Source organism: Mycobacterium sp., from assembly GCF_035314665.1.
Lineage (GTDB): Bacteria > Actinomycetota > Actinomycetes > Mycobacteriales > Mycobacteriaceae > Mycobacterium.
This window is the reverse complement of sequence record NZ_DATFZD010000450.1, coordinates 1-16,817: the sequence shown is the minus strand read 5'-3', so window position 1 is coordinate 16,817 and position 16,817 is coordinate 1. Positions and strand designations below refer to the sequence as shown.

General features: G+C 66.0%; 15 protein-coding genes. 5 read left to right on the top strand and 10 right to left on the bottom strand.

Features of this window, described 5'->3' with window-relative positions:
* Positions 1-3: 3 nt before the first annotated feature.
* Genes cydB through VKI00_RS32900 form a run of 4 tightly spaced genes read left to right on the top strand, consistent with a single transcriptional unit; the run spans position 4 to position 4,960 of the window.
* Positions 4-1,044: a cytochrome d ubiquinol oxidase subunit II gene (cydB, locus tag VKI00_RS32915; RefSeq protein ID WP_324447480.1), complete on the top strand. Its 1,041-nt coding sequence runs from the start codon at positions 4-6 to the stop codon at positions 1,042-1,044.
* Between the two features lie 53 nt (positions 1,045-1,097).
* Entirely contained in the window at positions 1,098-2,708 is a 1,611-nt protein-coding gene (gene cydD / locus VKI00_RS32910) for a thiol reductant ABC exporter subunit CydD (protein ID WP_324447493.1), read from the top strand.
* The gene (cydC, locus tag VKI00_RS32905; protein ID WP_324447479.1) at positions 2,695-4,380 is read left to right on the top strand and encodes a thiol reductant ABC exporter subunit CydC; all 1,686 of its coding nucleotides are present in this window, start codon (positions 2,695-2,697) and stop codon (positions 4,378-4,380) included. The genes cydD and cydC overlap by 14 nt, the downstream gene beginning before the upstream one ends.
* A gap of 10 nt (positions 4,381-4,390) precedes the next feature.
* Entirely contained in the window at positions 4,391-4,960 is a 570-nt protein-coding gene (locus tag VKI00_RS32900) for a DUF4190 domain-containing protein (RefSeq protein ID WP_324447478.1), read from the top strand.
* Between the two features lie 4 nt (positions 4,961-4,964).
* Here the strand turns inward: VKI00_RS32900 and VKI00_RS32895 are convergent, their stop codons facing one another.
* From VKI00_RS32895 to VKI00_RS32850, 10 genes are all read right to left on the bottom strand, one after another.
* Positions 4,965-6,341: a bifunctional lysylphosphatidylglycerol flippase/synthetase MprF gene (locus tag VKI00_RS32895; RefSeq protein ID WP_324447492.1), complete on the bottom strand. Its 1,377-nt coding sequence runs from the start codon at positions 6,339-6,341 to the stop codon at positions 4,965-4,967.
* A 122-nt stretch (positions 6,342-6,463) separates the two neighbouring features.
* On the bottom strand, positions 6,464-7,306 hold the full coding sequence (locus tag VKI00_RS32890; RefSeq protein ID WP_324447491.1) for an acyl-CoA thioesterase II: 843 nt from the start codon (positions 7,304-7,306) through the stop codon (positions 6,464-6,466).
* A gap of 157 nt (positions 7,307-7,463) precedes the next feature.
* Positions 7,464-8,882 carry a pyruvate kinase gene (gene pyk, locus VKI00_RS32885; protein ID WP_324447477.1) on the bottom strand — a complete coding sequence of 473 codons (1,419 nt, stop codon included), beginning with the start codon at positions 8,880-8,882 and terminating at the stop codon, positions 7,464-7,466.
* 61 nt (positions 8,883-8,943) lie between these two features.
* Positions 8,944-9,372 carry a DUF2752 domain-containing protein gene (locus VKI00_RS32880; RefSeq protein ID WP_324447476.1) on the bottom strand — a complete coding sequence of 143 codons (429 nt, stop codon included), beginning with the start codon at positions 9,370-9,372 and terminating at the stop codon, positions 8,944-8,946.
* Between the two features lie 34 nt (positions 9,373-9,406).
* Positions 9,407-10,837 carry a prolipoprotein diacylglyceryl transferase gene (locus VKI00_RS32875; RefSeq protein ID WP_324447475.1) on the bottom strand — a complete coding sequence of 477 codons (1,431 nt, stop codon included), beginning with the start codon at positions 10,835-10,837 and terminating at the stop codon, positions 9,407-9,409.
* Positions 10,834-11,649, bottom strand: coding sequence for a tryptophan synthase subunit alpha (trpA, locus tag VKI00_RS32870; protein WP_324447490.1), 816 nt, complete (start codon positions 11,647-11,649; stop codon positions 10,834-10,836). Before trpA ends, VKI00_RS32875 begins: the two co-directional genes overlap by 4 nt.
* Positions 11,643-12,917 carry a tryptophan synthase subunit beta gene (gene trpB / locus VKI00_RS32865; protein WP_324447474.1) on the bottom strand — a complete coding sequence of 425 codons (1,275 nt, stop codon included), beginning with the start codon at positions 12,915-12,917 and terminating at the stop codon, positions 11,643-11,645. The genes trpA and trpB overlap by 7 nt, the downstream gene beginning before the upstream one ends.
* A gap of 70 nt (positions 12,918-12,987) precedes the next feature.
* The gene (gene trpC, locus VKI00_RS32860) at positions 12,988-13,806 is read right to left on the bottom strand and encodes an indole-3-glycerol phosphate synthase TrpC (protein WP_324447473.1); all 819 of its coding nucleotides are present in this window, start codon (positions 13,804-13,806) and stop codon (positions 12,988-12,990) included.
* A gap of 86 nt (positions 13,807-13,892) precedes the next feature.
* The gene (locus VKI00_RS32855) at positions 13,893-14,585 is read right to left on the bottom strand and encodes a TIGR02234 family membrane protein (RefSeq protein WP_324447472.1); all 693 of its coding nucleotides are present in this window, start codon (positions 14,583-14,585) and stop codon (positions 13,893-13,895) included.
* Positions 14,578-16,134 carry an anthranilate synthase component I gene (locus tag VKI00_RS32850; protein WP_324447471.1) on the bottom strand — a complete coding sequence of 519 codons (1,557 nt, stop codon included), beginning with the start codon at positions 16,132-16,134 and terminating at the stop codon, positions 14,578-14,580. Before VKI00_RS32850 ends, VKI00_RS32855 begins: the two co-directional genes overlap by 8 nt.
* Before the next feature lie 62 nt (positions 16,135-16,196).
* Between VKI00_RS32850 and VKI00_RS32845 the strand changes: the two genes are divergently transcribed.
* Positions 16,197-16,655 carry a peroxiredoxin gene (locus VKI00_RS32845; RefSeq protein ID WP_324447470.1) on the top strand — a complete coding sequence of 153 codons (459 nt, stop codon included), beginning with the start codon at positions 16,197-16,199 and terminating at the stop codon, positions 16,653-16,655.
* Positions 16,656-16,817: the final 162 nt, after the last annotated feature.

Sequence of the window (16,817 nt, the reverse complement as noted above, 5' to 3'; positions counted from 1 at the left end):
CCGGTGGGACTGCAAGAGTTGTGGTTCGGCATCATCGGGCTGCTGTTTCTCGGTTTCTTCATCCTCGAGGGCTTCGACTTCGGCGTGGGCATGTTGATGGAACCGTTCGCGCGCGTCAGCGCCGGCGAACCCGAAGCCCACCGCCGCGCAGCGCTGAACACCATCGGGCCGGTCTGGGACGGCAACGAGGTGTGGCTGATCACCGCAGGCGCAGCGATGTTCGCCGCATTTCCCGACTGGTACGCCACCGTCTTCTCCACCCTGTACCTGCCGCTGCTGGCGATCCTGTTCGGCATGATCGTGCGTTCGGTGTCGATCGAATGGCGAGGCAAGGTCGACGACTCAAAATGGCGGGCATGGGCCGACTTCGGAATCGCGGCCGGGTCGTGGTTGCCTGCCGTGCTGTGGGGCGTGGCATTCGCCATCTTGGTGCGTGGGCTCCCGGTGGACGCCAGTGGCCACGTCGACTTGTCGATCACCGATGTGCTCAACGCCTACACGCTGTTGGGCGGTCTGGCCACCGCGGGGCTGTTTCTGTTCTACGGCGCGGTATTCGTGTCCCTGAAGACATCGGGCGCGATCCGCGACGACGCTCACCGCTTCGCGGCGCGGTTGTCACTCCCGGTGACCGGACTGGTTGGGGGCTTTGGGGTTTGGACGCAACTGGCCCACGGCAAGAATTGGACCTGGCTGGTGCTGGCGGTCGCGCTGATCGCGCAGCTGGCGGCGGTGGCGTTGGTGTGGCGACGCGCATCCGACGGCTGGGCGTTTCTGTGCACCGCTGTGGTGGTGGCGGCGGTAGTGATCCTCTTGTTCGGAGCGCTCTATCCGAACCTGGTGCCTTCGACGCTGAACAAGCAATGGAGCCTGACGATCTACAACGCATCGTCGACCCCGTACACCCTCAAGATCATGACTTGGGTGACGGCACTCATGGCTCCGCTGACGGTGATATACCAGGGTTGGACGTATTGGATTTTCCGGCAACGGATTTCGGTTGACCGCATACCACCGTCGATCGGGCTGACGAGGCGACCGTCCTGAGCGCGAGCAGCCGGGGGCCCGTTGATCCGCGACTGTGGCGGGCATCTGCGGCGCTGCGCCGCTTCCTGGCCGCGACGACGGTGTGCGGTGTCGTGATCTCCGGTTGCGTGATCGGCTCGGCGATCCTGCTGGCGCACATCGCTTCCCGGGTCATCACCGACCCAGCCCCGCGCAGCCTAAGCCAATGGGCGCCGATGTTGGCGATCCTGCTCGCGGTGTGGGCGGTGCGTGCCGTGGCGCACTGGCTGCAGGCCCGACTGGGCCAACGTGGCGCCAGCGCGGTCATCGCCGAGCTCAGCGGCCAAGTGCTCACGGCCGTCACCGCCCGGCAGCCCAGGCAGTTGGCAGCCCAACGCGACGCCGCGGCCGCGGTGGTGACCCGGGGGCTCGACGCGCTGCGGCCTTACTTCACCGCGTATCTGCCGGCGTTGCTGCTCGCGGCGATCCTGACCCCGGTGAGTGCGGCAGTGGTTGGGCTCTACGACCTGAAATCGGCTGTGATTGTGGTGATCACGCTGCCGTTGATCCCGATCTTCATGGTTCTGATCGGCCTGGCGACCGTTGACCGGTCCGCGGCTGCGCTGGCCGCCATGGCCACTCTGCAGGCTCGGCTGTTGGACCTGATCGCTGGAATTCCCACGTTGCGGGCTCTCGGCCGCGCCAGCGGGCCCGAGCGCCGCATTTCCGAGTTGGCCGTCGCCCACCGGCACTCAGCCATGGCGACGCTGCGGATCGCGTTCCTCTCCGCGCTGGTCTTGGAACTTCTCGCCACCCTGGGCGTCGCGATGGTCGCCGTCAGCATCGGCCTGCGTCTGGTGTTCGGTGAGATCAGCCTGACCACCGGTTTGACCGTGCTGTTGCTCGCGCCCGACGTCTACTGGCCGCTGCGCCGCATCGGCGTGGAATTCCATGCCGCCCAAGACGGTCGGGCCGCCGCCGACAAAGCGTTCGCGCTGATCGAAGGGTCCGCCACCCCGGTCCCGGGTACCCAAACGGTCTCGGCGCCAGGTGCCGTGATTGTTCTCGACGACCTCAGCGTCGCGGGTCGCGACGGGTTCTGCCCGCATAACCTCAGCGCCGTGCTCCAACCGGGCCGGGTAACGGTACTCACCGGTGCGAACGGCGCAGGAAAAAGCACCACTTTGCAGGTCATCGCCGGGATCACCGCGGCCAGCAATGGTGGTGTGACGGTGGCCGGAGTCGAGATTACCGACCTCGAACCGACCGCGTGGTGGGGCCAGCTGTCCTGGCTGCCGCAGCGCCCTGTGCTCATCCCGGGCACCGTCGCCGACAACGTGGCCCTGTTCGGCGCGCTCGCTGATCTTGAAAACGCCTGTATGGCATCTGGATTCCATCAAGTATTGGCCGAGCTGCCCGACGGAATGGACACCGTGATCGGAAGCGGCGGCGTGGGACTGTCGCTGGGTCAGCGGCAGCGTCTCGGCCTGGCCCGCGCGCTCGGCTCACCGGCTCCGGTGCTGCTGCTCGACGAGCCCACCGCGCACCTGGACGCGGCAACCGAAGCCCGGGTGCTGCGGGCCATTGTCGAACGGGCCCGCACCGGCGCCACCGTCGTGGTCATCGGCCACCGCGACCGCGTTCTCGACATCGGCGATCAGGTCATCGAGGTGGCCGGGGCGGGTGTGCAACATGCTCACGTTTGATCCCCTGCCGGCCGCCGTGCGGCTGCTGCATCCGCGGATCCCCCGCCTGCTGATGGCAATAGCGCTTGGTGTGCTATCGCTGGGCAGCGCTCTGGCGCTGGCCGGACTGTCGGCCTGGTTGATCACCCGCGCCTGGCAAATGCCGCCGGTGCTGGATCTGTCGATCGCGGTGGTGGGGGTTCGCACCTTCGCGATTTCCCGTGGCGTTCTGCATTATTGCGAACGGTTGGCCAGCCACGACACCGCGTTGCGGGCCGCCGGCACCGCCCGCGCGCAGATCTATTACCGGCTAGCGCACGGTCCGGCTGACATCGCCACCCGATTGCACAGCGGCGAGCTGGTCTCGCGCGTCGGGGCTGATGTCGATCAGCTGGCCGACGTACTGGTCCGCACCGTGCTGCCGTTCAGCGTCGCGGCGGTGCTCGCCGTGGCGGCGACAGCCGTCGTCGGGGTTATCTCACCGTCGGCTGCGGCCGTCTTGGCCATCTGCCTCATCATCGCCGGCATCGTCGCGCCATGGCTGGCATCGAGGGCTGCTGCTGCACAGGAAGTGGTTGCACGGCAACACCATTCCGCTCGTGACGTGTCAGCGATGCTGGCGCTCGAGCATGCGCCCGAGCTGCGAGTCGCTGGTAAGTTGCACAACGTTGTCCTGGAGTCGCAACGCCGGCAACGCGATTGGGGCGACGCCATCGACGCCGCGGCCCGACCGGCCGCGTTCGCGGAAGCCATTCCCACCGCAGCCGTCGGCGTCGGCGTGCTGGGCGCCGTGGTGGCGGGCATCGGTATGGCGGCCTCGGTCGCCCCCACCACGCTGGCCGTCTTGATGCTGTTGCCGCTGTCGGCATTCGAGGCGACGACTCCGCTGCCCGCCGCCGCCGTTCAGTTGACACGTTCACGATTGGCGGCACGGCGTCTGCTCGAACTGACCCCGGCTGACACCGCGGCGCCGGCCGCGAATACCCGACCACATCCTTCGCCTACCGGGCGGCTGTGCAGCAAGGACGTGGTTGCGGCACACCCGGGCGGTCGGGTGCCGGCCGCCGTGACGGTCGACCTGCCGCCGGGCGCCAGGCTGGCGGTCACCGGCCCCAGCGGCTCCGGTAAGACGACACTGCTGATGACGCTGGCGGGTTTGCTGGCGCCGTTGCGCGGCAACGTGACCCTGGGTGGAACACCGTTGCGTCTCTTCAGCGAAGACGAAATACGCTGTGCTATAGGCTTTTTTGCGGAGGACGCGCATATTTTTGCGACGACCGTTCGAGACAACCTACTCGTGGCGCGGGGCGATTGCTCGGACGATCAGCTGGGCGACGCGCTGCGCTGGGTTGGCTTGGGCTCCTGGCTGGGCGGTCTGCCGAATGGTCTCGACACAGTGTTGTCCGGCGGCGCGCAGGCGTTGTCGGCGGGCCAACGCAGGAGGCTGCTGCTCGCCCGAGCGCTCATCTCACCTGCGCGGATCGTGCTACTCGATGAACCTACCGAGCACCTCGACGCCGCCGACGCCGAACCCATTCTGCGCAGCCTGCTCAACGCCGACGGCGGTCTGATCACTGCCGAGCGGACGGTGGTGGTCGCTACTCATCACATGCCCAATGACATTCGCTGTCCCGAACTACGAATCGGCGTCGGCGAGTACTCTGGCGAAAAGGCTTCCAAGACGCCCATCTAGAAAGCGAGCCATGACCGAACCTCCGGACAGGCCGTCGAACAGACGCCAAAACCCCGAGGGAACACCGCAAACGGCGCCGCCATTTCCATACCCGTACCCCTACCAACATCGGGCCGGCCCATACCCGGGTGGCTATTTACCACCGCCTCAGTACGGTTACCCGGGTTACCCGCCGCGGCCGGTCGAGCTTAAAAACGGACTAGCTATCGCGTCGCTGGTGCTGGCGATTGTCGGGTTGCTCAGTGCCTGGGTGCCTGTCCTCAACATCGTCAGCATGGTGCTGGGACTCGTCGCGGTGGTTGTCGGGTTCTTCGCACGCGCACGTGTCAAGCGCGGCGTCGCCAACAATGGCGGTGTCGCGGTCGCCGGCATCGTGCTGGGCGCCCTCGCCATCATCGTTGGATTGGCGTTCATTGCTCTCTGGACGACGGTCTGGAAGGACGTCGGCGGCGGCGACTACATCGACTGCATGCAAAAAGCCGGCTCAGACCAGTCAGAGCAGCAGCGCTGCGCAGATCAGTTCCGGCAAAACGTCCAAGACAAGTTGAGCGTCACGCTGACGCCAACACCGGCGCCGTAAAGCGTTAAACGCTTCGGCGACGCGGCATGAACTCCAGCGACAGCAACACGCAGATCAGCGGCACAATCTGAGTCAACGACAACAGCACATACCGCCGATCGTCCGGCGCGTGGAATTTGCGCAGGTATCGATATAGCGATTCAAGCGCGATCAGTGGATCCAGCAGATGGATCAGCCAGTAAAACAGCGCTTGCATCCGGCCGCGCTGCCGCTCGTCGAAGATCTCCGGGAACGCCGCGAATGCTAACGATACCCGTTGTGCGCCAGCATCTTTGGCAGCATTGACCATGTCGATGCTGAGCCGTTCGTCGATACCGTTGGGCGCCCCGGGGCGGCGCCACGGCACGTCCAGGGTGACATCGCTACCGCCGCCCGCGGTGGCGTACCGGTGGAAGCCCTGCACCCGCCCGGATTTGTCTCTCGCGATGATCAGCTGTATCCCCGGATACCGGCCCTGGAGCGCGCCGTCCAAATTCATGCAGAATCCGCGATCGGTGTGCACCCCACTGGACGACGCGCGCAACACCTCGGTCAACTCGGCCCGCAGTCGGCCGTCCAGTTTCTGCTCGGCGACGATGTCGGTGGTGATACCACAGTTGTGGGTGCGTCTGACCGCCTGCCGCAAGTTGCGGAACTTGCGCCCAACCATTTCGAAGCTGGACACCTCGATGACGACATCCCGGCCGATCGGCACCGGATGCAGCGACTGGCCCAGCACCTTCGGGTCGGTCCACAGCTGGACCCGCCGCTCGCTGCAAGCCAGTACGACGATTCGCCAACCGTGGGTATGACACATGGCGGCGAAGTCGGCGACCAGTTGCGGGAATCGTGCCTCGTCACCGACAGGGTCCCCGCTGACGACCGCATAGCCGATCCGGGTCCGGTACGCCAGCGCCGCCGTCCCGTCCGCGCTGAACAGGTAGCACTTACCCGCCTGCATGGCGAACGGCGCCAGCGGGTCGCCGCTGGTTGTCTCGATCAGGGACCACACCCGAGACAGGTCGCCGGGATGCCGACGCGCTGATGTGGGTGACATCAGCGCCAGACCGGACCCGGCGATCAGCAGGTCACCGAGCAGATCCAAAGACAGCACATGCGCGCCGATCCCAGCCAGTAGGAGGAAAACTGCGCCTATTGCGTGACCGGCCGTGACCGGGCGACCCAGAAAGACACCCCGGGCGATCAACGCCACCGCGGCCAAGACCGTCAACGACCATTCCAACCGGTCAATCGGGCCGCGGGCAATCACTTTCATCAACCAGCACGCCGCGCTGAGCAGGGCCAGCGCACCAACCCAACGGGCCACCGGCGAGTGGACGTCAACAACAACCCGCTCGCTTGCGCGGCCCTCGGACGCGATGCCGATCGACGACTCGTGCATGCCCACCTCCGGGTGTTGTAGTCGCTAGTGCTCGACTACTCACCCACCTGAAACGTTACGCTTGGAACCGGTGTTACTGCAGTGACGCCGGGCGGGCTGCAACCGAATCGTTGCTCGCCGCCCTATGGCCGCGAACCCGGGAAATACTTCACCACGCCTTCTTGCACGACGGTGGCGACCGGCCGACCGGAGCGGTCGAAGAAATATCCGGTCCCAAGCCCGCGTGAATCGGCGGCCACCGGCGAGGATGTGGAATACAACACCCAGTCGTCGAAGCTCACCTGGCGGTGAAACCACACCGAGTGATTGACGGTCGCAGCGAAGATGCGGTCGAACCCCCACGAGAGCCCGTGCGTGGTGATGATCGAGTCCAGCACGGTGGTGTCCGAGCAGTAGAGCATCGTGGCGGTGTGCAGCGCAGGGTCGTCGGGCATCACACCGTCGGCTTTGACCCAGACTCGGTTGTAGTCGAGCCGTTCCCCTTTGTCGCGCATCACCCAGGACGGGTCGTTGGTGTAGCGCCATTCGATCGGCTGCAGCGCGTTGACGAACAACGGAACGGTGTCCTCGTACCCGGCTAGCAGCTCCTTGATCGAAGGTAACGTCTCGGGATCGGCGACCTCGGGCGGTTCGACGTTGTGCTCAAGACCGCGACCGCCGGACAAGTAGGAGATCATCACCGTCGCGAGCAGGGTGCCGTCCTGGGTCACCTCGATGCGCCGATTTGCGAAGCGACGCTCGTCGCGCAGTCGCACCACCTCGAATTCGATGTCCTTGGCGGTATCGCCGCCATTGATGAAGTGCACGGACAGCGCGTTGGGCGGCAAGTCGCGGGTCAGGGTGCGGGTGCCCGCCACAAATGATTGCGCCATCATCAGTCCGCCGAATGTCCGGGGCGGGTTCTTCGTGGGGTGGGACCCGATGAAGACGTCGTCGCCCATGCGATGCAGGTCGAGCACCGTCATCAGCTCATCGAAGTCAGACACCGGCCTAGCCTAGTTTGCCCGCCTCCTCAGCCCTCCACTTCGCGGAGCGCATCGTCACCGCGCGGCCTAGTTTGCCCGCCTCCTCAGCCCTCCGCTTCGCGGAGCGCATCGTCACCGCGCGGCCTAGTTTGCCCGGCTAAACGTCTTCCTCGCCGATTCGGTGCACGTGGATCAGGTTGGTTGACCCGACGGTGCCCGGAGGTGCGCCCGCGACGATCACCACCAGGTCGCCGCGCTTGTAACGGCCGAGCGCCAGCAGCGACTTGTCGACTTGGCGGATCATGCCGTCAGTGGTCTGGATGATCGGGACGATGAACGTCTCGGTGCCCCACGTCATGGCCAGTTGGCTGCGCACTTCGGGCAGCGGGGTGAACGCCAGCAGCGGCAGCGGCGTGTGCAGCCGCGCCAGGCGCCGCACGGTGTCGCCGGACTGGGTGAACGCGACCAAAGCTTTCGCGTCGAGCCGTTCACCGATATCACGGGCGGCGTAACTGATCACTCCGCGCTTGGTGCGAGGCACGTGGGTCAGCGGCGGAGCGGCCGTTGAATTCTCTTCCACCGCGCACACGATCCGGGCCATCGTCTGGACGGCGGCCAGCGGGTGCTTGCCGACGGCGGTTTCGCCGGACAACATCAGCGCGTCCGCGCCGTCGAGCACGGCGTTGGCGACGTCGGATGCCTCGGCCCGTGTCGGCCGTGAGTTTTCGATCATCGACTCGAGCATCTGCGTCGCCACGATGACGGGTTTCGCGTTCTCCCTGGCCATTTGGATGGCGCGCTTCTGAACCAGCGGAACCTCTTCGAGCGGCAGCTCGACTCCGAGATCGCCGCGGGCGACCATCACGGCATCGAATGCCAGCACAACCGCTTCGAGGTTATCGATGGCTTCGGGCTTCTCGAGTTTGGCGATGACCGGCACCCGCCGACCGATCCGATCCATCACCTCGTGCACCAGCTCGACGTCGGATGGCGAGCGCACAAACGAGAGCGCCACCATGTCGACGCCCAAGTGCAGGGCGAACTCAAGATCGTCGATGTCCTTCCCGGACAACGGGGGAGCCGACACGTTCATCCCGGGCAGCGACATGCCCTTGTTGTTGCTGACCGGCCCGCCTTCGGTAACCGTGCAGACCACGTCGTCGCCGTCGATGTCCGCGACCACCAAGCCGAGGTTGCCGTCGTCGACCAGAACGCGGTCACCGGGCAGCGCGTCTTGGGCCAACTGCTTGTACGTGGTCGAGACCCGGTCGTGGGTGCCGGCGCAGTCGGCGACGGTGATCCGCACGGTTTCGCCGTCGGCCCAATAAGTCGGTCCGTCAGCGAAGCGGCCGAGCCTGATCTTCGGGCCTTGCAGGTCGGCGAGTACACCGACCGCGCGCCCAGTGGCATCAGAGGCGGCCCGCACCCGGTCATAGGAGGCTTTGTGATCGCTGTAGTCGCCGTGGCTGAAGTTCATTCTGGCGACATCCATTCCGGCTTCGACCAGCGCTCTGACCGATTGGTCAGTGCTGGTGGCCGGACCGAGAGTACAGACGATCTTGCCGCGTCTCGCCACGACGAATCAGCATAGTCGCGCTAGCTGATCATCTCCCGACTGTTATTGATCCGGCAGCGGGCTAACTGGTGAGTAGCGTCGGAACCAACGGGAAACCCGGCAGGTTGCGCACCACTGTCCACGCCAGCATCCCGATCAGCACACTGGCCGCCGCGGACGGCGGCAGCAGGGATTTGTCAGAGCGACGGCGGAGCAGAATCCATCCGGCCAACATCGGGATGCCGACCAGCAAGAAGACGTTGTCGGTGATCGCTGCGGCCAGGTCACCGTGCAGGACATCATGGACCATCCGCAGGCCCCCGCATGCCGGACAGTTCCACCCGGTGAGCAGCCGAAACGGGCAGATGGGAAAGACCGAGTCCGGCTTGTGCGGGTCCACCAGGCCGATATAGCCGAACGCGCCTGCCAGCAGCGCACCCGAACCCAGGGTGGCGTACAAACGGGCCCGTGAGTGCGCCCGCGCGGGGCCGGGCCGGGCCGGTTTGGTCATGCTTTTCAGCATGCCAGCCGTCGTGGCGGCGCGGCTATCGTCGGCGCAACCGAGAATTCAGCCTCTGCCGCCATCCCGACTGCGTCGCGGTCGAGTCGGTCGGCTGCGAGGTCGGCTCCTCCGTGTCGGCGGGTTCCTCATCGGTCGATTCCGCTGACTCCTCCGCCGGCTCGGCATCGGATTCGTCGGCCTTGGCGGGCTCTTCCTCGGCTTCAGCGTCCTTGTCCAGTTTGGGCTCGGATTCGCCGTCAGCGGCTTCGGCCGGCTCCTCGGCTTTATCAGCCTCACCCGCCGACTGGTCGGCCGCCGCCTCCTCGTCAGTCTCAGACGTGCCCGGCACCTCGACTTCGGGAGCATCGACTTCTGCCGCGTCGGCCTCCGCCGCAACCGCTTCAGCCTCGGTGTCGGGATTGTCGGCCTCCGCCGCGACCGCTTCAGCCTCGGTGTCGGGATTGTCGACCACCGCCGTGTCCGCCGCGGTCGTCTTTGTCGTCTCCGGCTCCTCAATTGGCTCGTCCGCGACGGCCTCGGAACTAGCGGACTCCACAGAATCCGTTGTGTCCGCTTCAACCGAGTCCGGTACGAGTCGGTCAGCGGCCGATCCACTGAGTGAGGCCGGCTCCTCGCGGCCTTTGGGCGCCAGGATCAGATAGACCACCGCGCCGATGAAGACGAATGTCGATGTGAAGGAGTTGATCCGAATTCCGGCGATATGGGTGGCGGAGTCGTCGCGCAACAGTTCGATGCAGAAGCGTCCAATGCAGTACCCGGCGACATAGAGCGCGAACAGCCGACCGTGCCCGATGGTGAAACGACGATCCAGGTAAAGCAGCACGGCGAAAACCAAGAGGTTCCAGAGCAATTCGTACAGGAAGGTCGGCTGGACGACCATCGCAAGCTGGCCGGTCGACACGCCGTCAAGCGAATGCACATCCACAAATCCGGCCGGGTCGCGCCGGTAGAAGATCTCCAAGCCCCACGGCATCGTGGTCTCGCGGCCGAAGAGCTCCTGGTTGAAGTAGTTTCCCAACCGGCCAATCGCCTGGGCGAGAACGATACCGGGGGCTACCGCGTCACCGAAGGCGGGAAGCGGGATGCCGCGACGGCGGCAGGCGATCCAGGCACCTACACCGCCCAGGGCGACCGCACCCCAGATTCCCAAGCCGCCGTCCCAGATGCGCAGCGCCGCGCCGAGTCCGGCGCCGCCTTCACCGAAATAGGTCCGCCAGTCGGTTGCCAGGTGGTACAGACGCCCGCCGATAAGCCCGAAAGGCACGGCCCACAGCGCGATGTCATAAATCACACCGCGCTCGCCGCCACGGGCCTCCCAGCGTCGATCACCGATCAGCAGCGCGGCGACGATGCCGAGGATGATGAACAATGCATACGCGCGAATCGGTATCGGCCCCAGATGCCACACACCCTGGGGTGGACTGGGGAAGTACGCGATGACGGTCGTCGTCATAACCCGGAAATCCTTTGGCGCACACCGATCGCAAGTTCCTCTGTCAGCGCGCGCAGCTCTGCCATCCCGGTAGCCAGTGCAGAGACGAGTGCCGAACCCACGATGACGCCGTCGGCGTAGCCGGCGATCTGAGCCGCCTGTTCCCGCGATCGCACGCCCAGACCGACACCAACAGGAATGTCAGACACCGCCTTCACCCTGCCTACCAATTCGGGGGCCGCCTGCGACACCACATCGCGGGCACCCGTCACACCCATGATCGACGCGGCGTAGACAAATCCGCGGGAGGCCTCGACCGTCGTCGCCAGCCGTTGTGGCGTCGACGACGGCGCAACCAAAAAGATGCGGTCCAGGTGGTGATGGTCGGACGCCGCCAACCATTCGTCGGCCTCATCAGGAATGAGGTCCGGCGTAATCAACCCGTGCCCACCAGCCGCAGCAAGGTCCCGGGCGAATGCGTCAACCCCGTAGCGCAACACCGGATTCCAGTACGTCATCACGACGGCACGGCCACCCGCGGCGCTGATCGCCTCGACGGCGGTCAGCGTATCCCGAACTCGTACACCCCCGTGCAGCGCAACTTCGGACGCCGTCGCGATGGTTGGGCCGTCCATACCCGGATCCGAATACGGCACGCCGACCTCGATGAGGTCGCACCCGGATTCGATCAACGCTGTCATCGCATCGATTGACGTCCGCACGTCGGGGTATCCGGTCGGCAGGTAGCCGATCAGCGCCGCCCGGTTCTCTTGCTGGCATGAGTTGAAAAGCTCTGTCAGACTATGTGTTTCGCTCTGCTCGACAGTCACGATTGGCCGCCGCCCGCCGGATCGTCTAGCAGGCCGAACCACTTCGCGGCTGTCTCAACGTCCTTGTCGCCGCGGCCGGACAGGTTCACGACGATGACCGCGCCGCTGCCCATCTCGACGCCCAGCTTGATCGCGCCGGCCACCGCGTGCGCCGATTCGATCGCCGGAATGATGCCTTCTGTCCGGCACAACAACCGAAACGCATCCATCGCCTCGCTGTCGGTGATCGGCCGGTATTCGGCGCGCCCGGTGTCCCGCAGCCACGCGTGCTCGGGGCCCACGCCCGGATAATCCAGGCCGGCCGAAATCGAATGCGATTCGATGGTTTGGCCGTCTTCGTCCTGCAGCAGGAACGAGAACGATCCTTGAAACGCGCCGGGCGACCCGCCGGTGAAAGTCGCCGCGTGGCGGCCGGTGTCGACGCCGTCGCCAGCGGCCTCGAAGCCGACGAGCCGAACCCCGGGGTCGTCGAGGAAGGCGTGGAAAATCCCGATTGCGTTGGATCCCCCGCCAACGCAAGCAGTGACAGCGTCGGGCAGTCGCCCGGCCTGATCCTGGATCTGCACCCGCGTCTCGAGCCCGATGACCCGCTGGAAGTCACGGACCATCGTCGGGAAGGGATGCGGCCCGGCGGCGGTGCCGAAGCAGTAGTACGTGCTGTCGGCGTTGGTGACCCAGTCGCGGAATGCCTCGTTGATCGCGTCTTTGAGTGTCTGCGAACCCGACTCGACCGATACCACCTCGGCGCCCAGCAGCCGCATTCGGGCCACATTGAGAGCCTGCCGCACGGTGTCGACGGCGCCCATGTAGATGACGCATTCCAACCCGAGCAGCGCGCAGGCTGTGGCGGTCGCCACCCCGTGCTGGCCGGCCCCGGTCTCGGCGATCACCCGCGTCTTGCCCATCTGCCGGGCGAGCAACGCCTGACCAAGCACGTTGTTGATTTTGTGGGAACCGGTGTGGTTCAAGTCTTCTCGTTTGAGGAATATCCGCGCCCCACCAGCGTGCGCGCTGAGCCGAACAGCCTCGTAGAGCGGGGACGGCCTGCCGGTGTAGTGAACCTGCAACTTATCGAGAGTGTCCAGGTATTCCTGGTCGGTGCGCGCCTTCTCGTAGGCGGCGGTGACCTCCTCGATCACCGCCATCAGCGCCTCGGCGACGTACCGGCCCCCATACACACCGAAATGACCCCGGGAGTCGGGGTCGTGGTGGGTAGGCTCTGCGATCGCCGCGCTGGAACGCGGAAGTTCCGGACGCAAGATTTCTGCCATTATGAAGGCTCAACGCGCAAGCGGCTCATAGGGTTCAACCATTTCCGCGCATGCGCCCATCGTCGCCGGGCTAGCGGGCCGGCTTTGGACACGACGGATGCCTGCCAGCGGTGACCAGGTCGGCGACGGCTGCGCGGGGATCGCCGCTGGTAACAAGGCCTTCGCCAACCAGGACAGCGTCAGCACCCGCGCCGGCGTAGGCCAGCAGGTCGGCGGTGCCGCGCACCCCGGATTCGGCGATGCGGATCACGCTGGTGGGCAGCCCGGGGGCGATGCGCGCGAACGAGTCCCGATCAACTTTGAGCGACTTGAGGTCGCGTGCGTTCACGCCGATCACTCGCGCCCCGGCTTGCAGCGCCCGGTCCGCTTCCTCCTCGGTGTGCACCTCGACGAGTGCCGTCATGCCCAACGATTCGATGCGCTCCAACATCGACTCCAGCGCAGACTGATTCAGCGCCGCGACGATCAGCAACAGCATGTCGGCACCGTGTGCACGTGCCTCGTGAATCTGATACGGCCCGACCACAAAATCCTTGCGCAGCACCGGAACCGACACCGCTGCGCGCACCGCGTCGAGGTCATCCAGCGAGCCCTTGAAGCGTCGCTGTTCGGTCAGCACACTGATGATTCGCGCACCGCCGTCCTCATACGCGCACGCCAATTTGGCTGGGTCGGAGATCGACGCGAGTTGTCCGGCGGACGGGCTGGCGCGCTTGACCTCGGCGATGACGCCGATACCGGGCTCGCGCAACGCCGCTAGAACATCCAACGGCGGCGGCGTGGCCTCGGCGGCCGCCCTGATCGCGGACATGCTCACGGCCGCCTCACGAGCGGCAACGTCGGCGCGGACTCCTTCGATGATGGAGTCGAGCACGTTTGCCGAACTCATGTCGGACCTTTTCCCCTTTTCGCCCTACGGCTGCCAGCAGATCGATGGCGTCCTTCGAAGGGTAGCGACCGTCGGCGCGCGGTCCGTCACCGACCCTCGGTGTCGGCGTCGTGTCGTGCTTCTCGTTCCGACTCCCCTGGTTGGGCGGCCGACTCTCGCGGTTGATCGGTAGGGTCCTGGGTCGGGTCTTCGCCGTCGTCGAGCGCATCCCAGATCATTCGCTCCGACACGATCGTCTCGTCGCGCTGCGCCAGCGACCGGCGGGCAGCGGGCGACAGGTATTTCGTGACTGTGCCGCGAGCCGACGCCGCCGCTCGCATCAACAGCACGGCACCGACCAGCGTGCATATCGCGGTGATCAGGGTGATCATGGGACCCGCGTAATGGCGCTGGCTGCCCACCAGCGTCAGCACCGGGACGTGCGCGAGGTCGGCCCCGCGCACGGCCACGTCCGGGACCACCCAGAAGCTGATCGCGAGATAACCCGTCGCCAGGCTGACGACGGCCACCAACAGCGCGAGCATCCGCAGCCGCCAGCCACGCACGGCCAGTGCGGCGAGGGCGCTAGCCAGCAGCACCAGCGCCAACGGGACCAGTGCCGACGACCATGCCGCCCCGGACAGTGTGACGAGCTTCGGCGGGCTCAGCCCGTCGAAAGTCCGCACGTCGACCCAGGTCAGCCGCGATGCCGCCGACAAGCCGGCGGCGGCGAGCACCAGCAGAGCCTGTGCTATCCGGATGGTCCGCCGGCCCGGGCGGTCGGGCTGGGCGTCAGCCATCGCGGGGCGCCTCGTCGACGGGCGTATCCGGGGCCGTCAGCGTCTCCGCCGCGGCGATCGCATTGAGCACCGCCCGCGCCTTGTTCGTCGCCTCGTTGTGCTCGTAGGGACCGTTGGAGTCGGCCACCACGCCGCCGCCGGCCTGCACGTACGCGGTGCCGTCGCGCATCAGGGCGGTGCGGATCGCGATCGCGAAGTCGGCGTTGCCGGCGAAATCGAGGTAACCGATCACACCGCCATAGAGGCCGCGACGGGTTTTCTCCACCTCTTCGATCAGTTCCATCGCCCGCACCTTCGGCGCGCCGGACAACGTTCCGGCCGGGAAGCAAGCCGTCACGGCGTCCAGCGCGGTGCGACCCTCGGCGAGGTGCCCGGTCACCGTCGACACCAGGTGCATGACGTGGCTGTAGCGCTCGATGTGGCTATAGTCCTCGACGCGAACGCTACCCGGCGCGCATACCCGGCCCAGGTCGTTACGGCCCAAATCGACCAGCATCAAGTGCTCGGCGCGTTCCTTCTCGTCGGCCAGCAGCTCCTTTTCCAGCAGCTGATCCTCTTCCTCGGTATGGCCACGCCACCTGGTTCCGGCGATCGGATGCGTCGTCGCCCATCCGTCGTGCACGGTCACCAACGCTTCGGGACTCGATCCCGCGATCGAAAACGCTGTTCCACCACCATCATTCGGGACGTGAAGCAGATACATGTACGGGCTGGGGTTGGTTGCCCTCAGCATCCGGTACACATCGACCGGGTCGACATCGGTGTCCATCTCGAACCGCTGGGAGGGCACCACTTGAAAAGCTTCGCCGGCCGCGATCTGCTCGACGAGATATTCGACGATCTTGCCGTATTCGTCGACAGTGCGCTGCGCGCGGTGCCGCGGCTCGGGTCGGGTGAACGTGGCAACTGTTGAGGGCAGCGGCTGACCGAGTGCGGCGGTCATGACGTCGAGCCGCGCGATCGCGTCGTCGTAGGCCTCGTCGACCCGCTCGTCGGTGCCGTTCCAGTTCACCGCATTGGCGATCAACGTGATGGTGCCCTCATGGTGATCGACGGCCGCCACGTCGGTCGCGAGTAGCAGCAACATGTCCGGCAGGTTGAGGTCGTCGACGGCCAACTCGGGCAGCCGTTCCAGCCGCCGCACCAGGTCGTAGGCGAAGAAGCCGACCATGCCGCCCGACAACGGCGGCAGCCCCGGCAACGCAGCGGTGGCGAGTAACTCCAGAGTGGCACGCAGGGCTTGCAGCGGATCGCCGCCGGTAGGGGCGTCCTGGGGCACCGCGCCGAGCCACACCGCCTCGCCGTTACGCACCGTCAGCGCCGACGGCGCACCGGCGCCGATGAATGACCACCGCGACCACGACCGGCCGTTCTCGGCAGACTCCAACAGGAAGGTGCCGGGCCGGTTGGCGGCCAGCTTGCGGTACGCCGACAGCGGCGTCTCGGCATCGGCCAGGACTTTGCGGGTCACCGGCACCACGCGGTGCTCGGCCGCCAGCGCGCGGAAATCATCCCGCGACGTGGTGGCGGCGGTGAGGTTGGCGTCCATCCTTCTATCTTCCAAGCCATCTTCCCCGTGACCGCGGCGACCCCCGGCGTAACGTAACCGCCATGAAAACCGGTGACACCGTGGCTGACTTCGAGCTTCCCGACCAGACTGGCACCCCGCGCAAGCTCAGCGCCCTGCTGTCCGACGGGCCGGTAGTGCTGTTCTTCTACCCGGCCGCGATGACACCCGGCTGCACCAAGGAAGCCTGCCACTTCCGCGACCTCGCCGGCGAATTCGCCGCGGTCGGGGCCAACCGGGTCGGCATCAGTGTTGATCCCGTTGCAAAGCAAGCCAAGTTCGCCGAGACGCAGCGTTTCGACTACCCGCTGCTGTCCGACACCGACGGCGCGGTCGCCGCGCAATTCGGCGTCAAACGAGGACTGTTGGGCAAGTTGATGCCGGTCAAGCGCACCACCTTCGTCATCGACACCGATCGCAAGGTGCTCGACGTGATCTCCAGCGAACTGAGCATGGACACCCATGCCGACAAGGCGTTGCAGACGTTACGGGCCCGCAGCTAACCCACAGCTTTGTAGCATCGGGTCAGTGTCAGGGTGAGGTGCCGCGTGTTGCGGTGGTTGGATCCTGATCACCTGATGTTTGGCTCGTAGCATCCTTGCCGCCTCGGGTTGGCGTTCATGCGTTTTGTCGGCATCAGGTGTGAAGGACCGGCCGGCGTGACT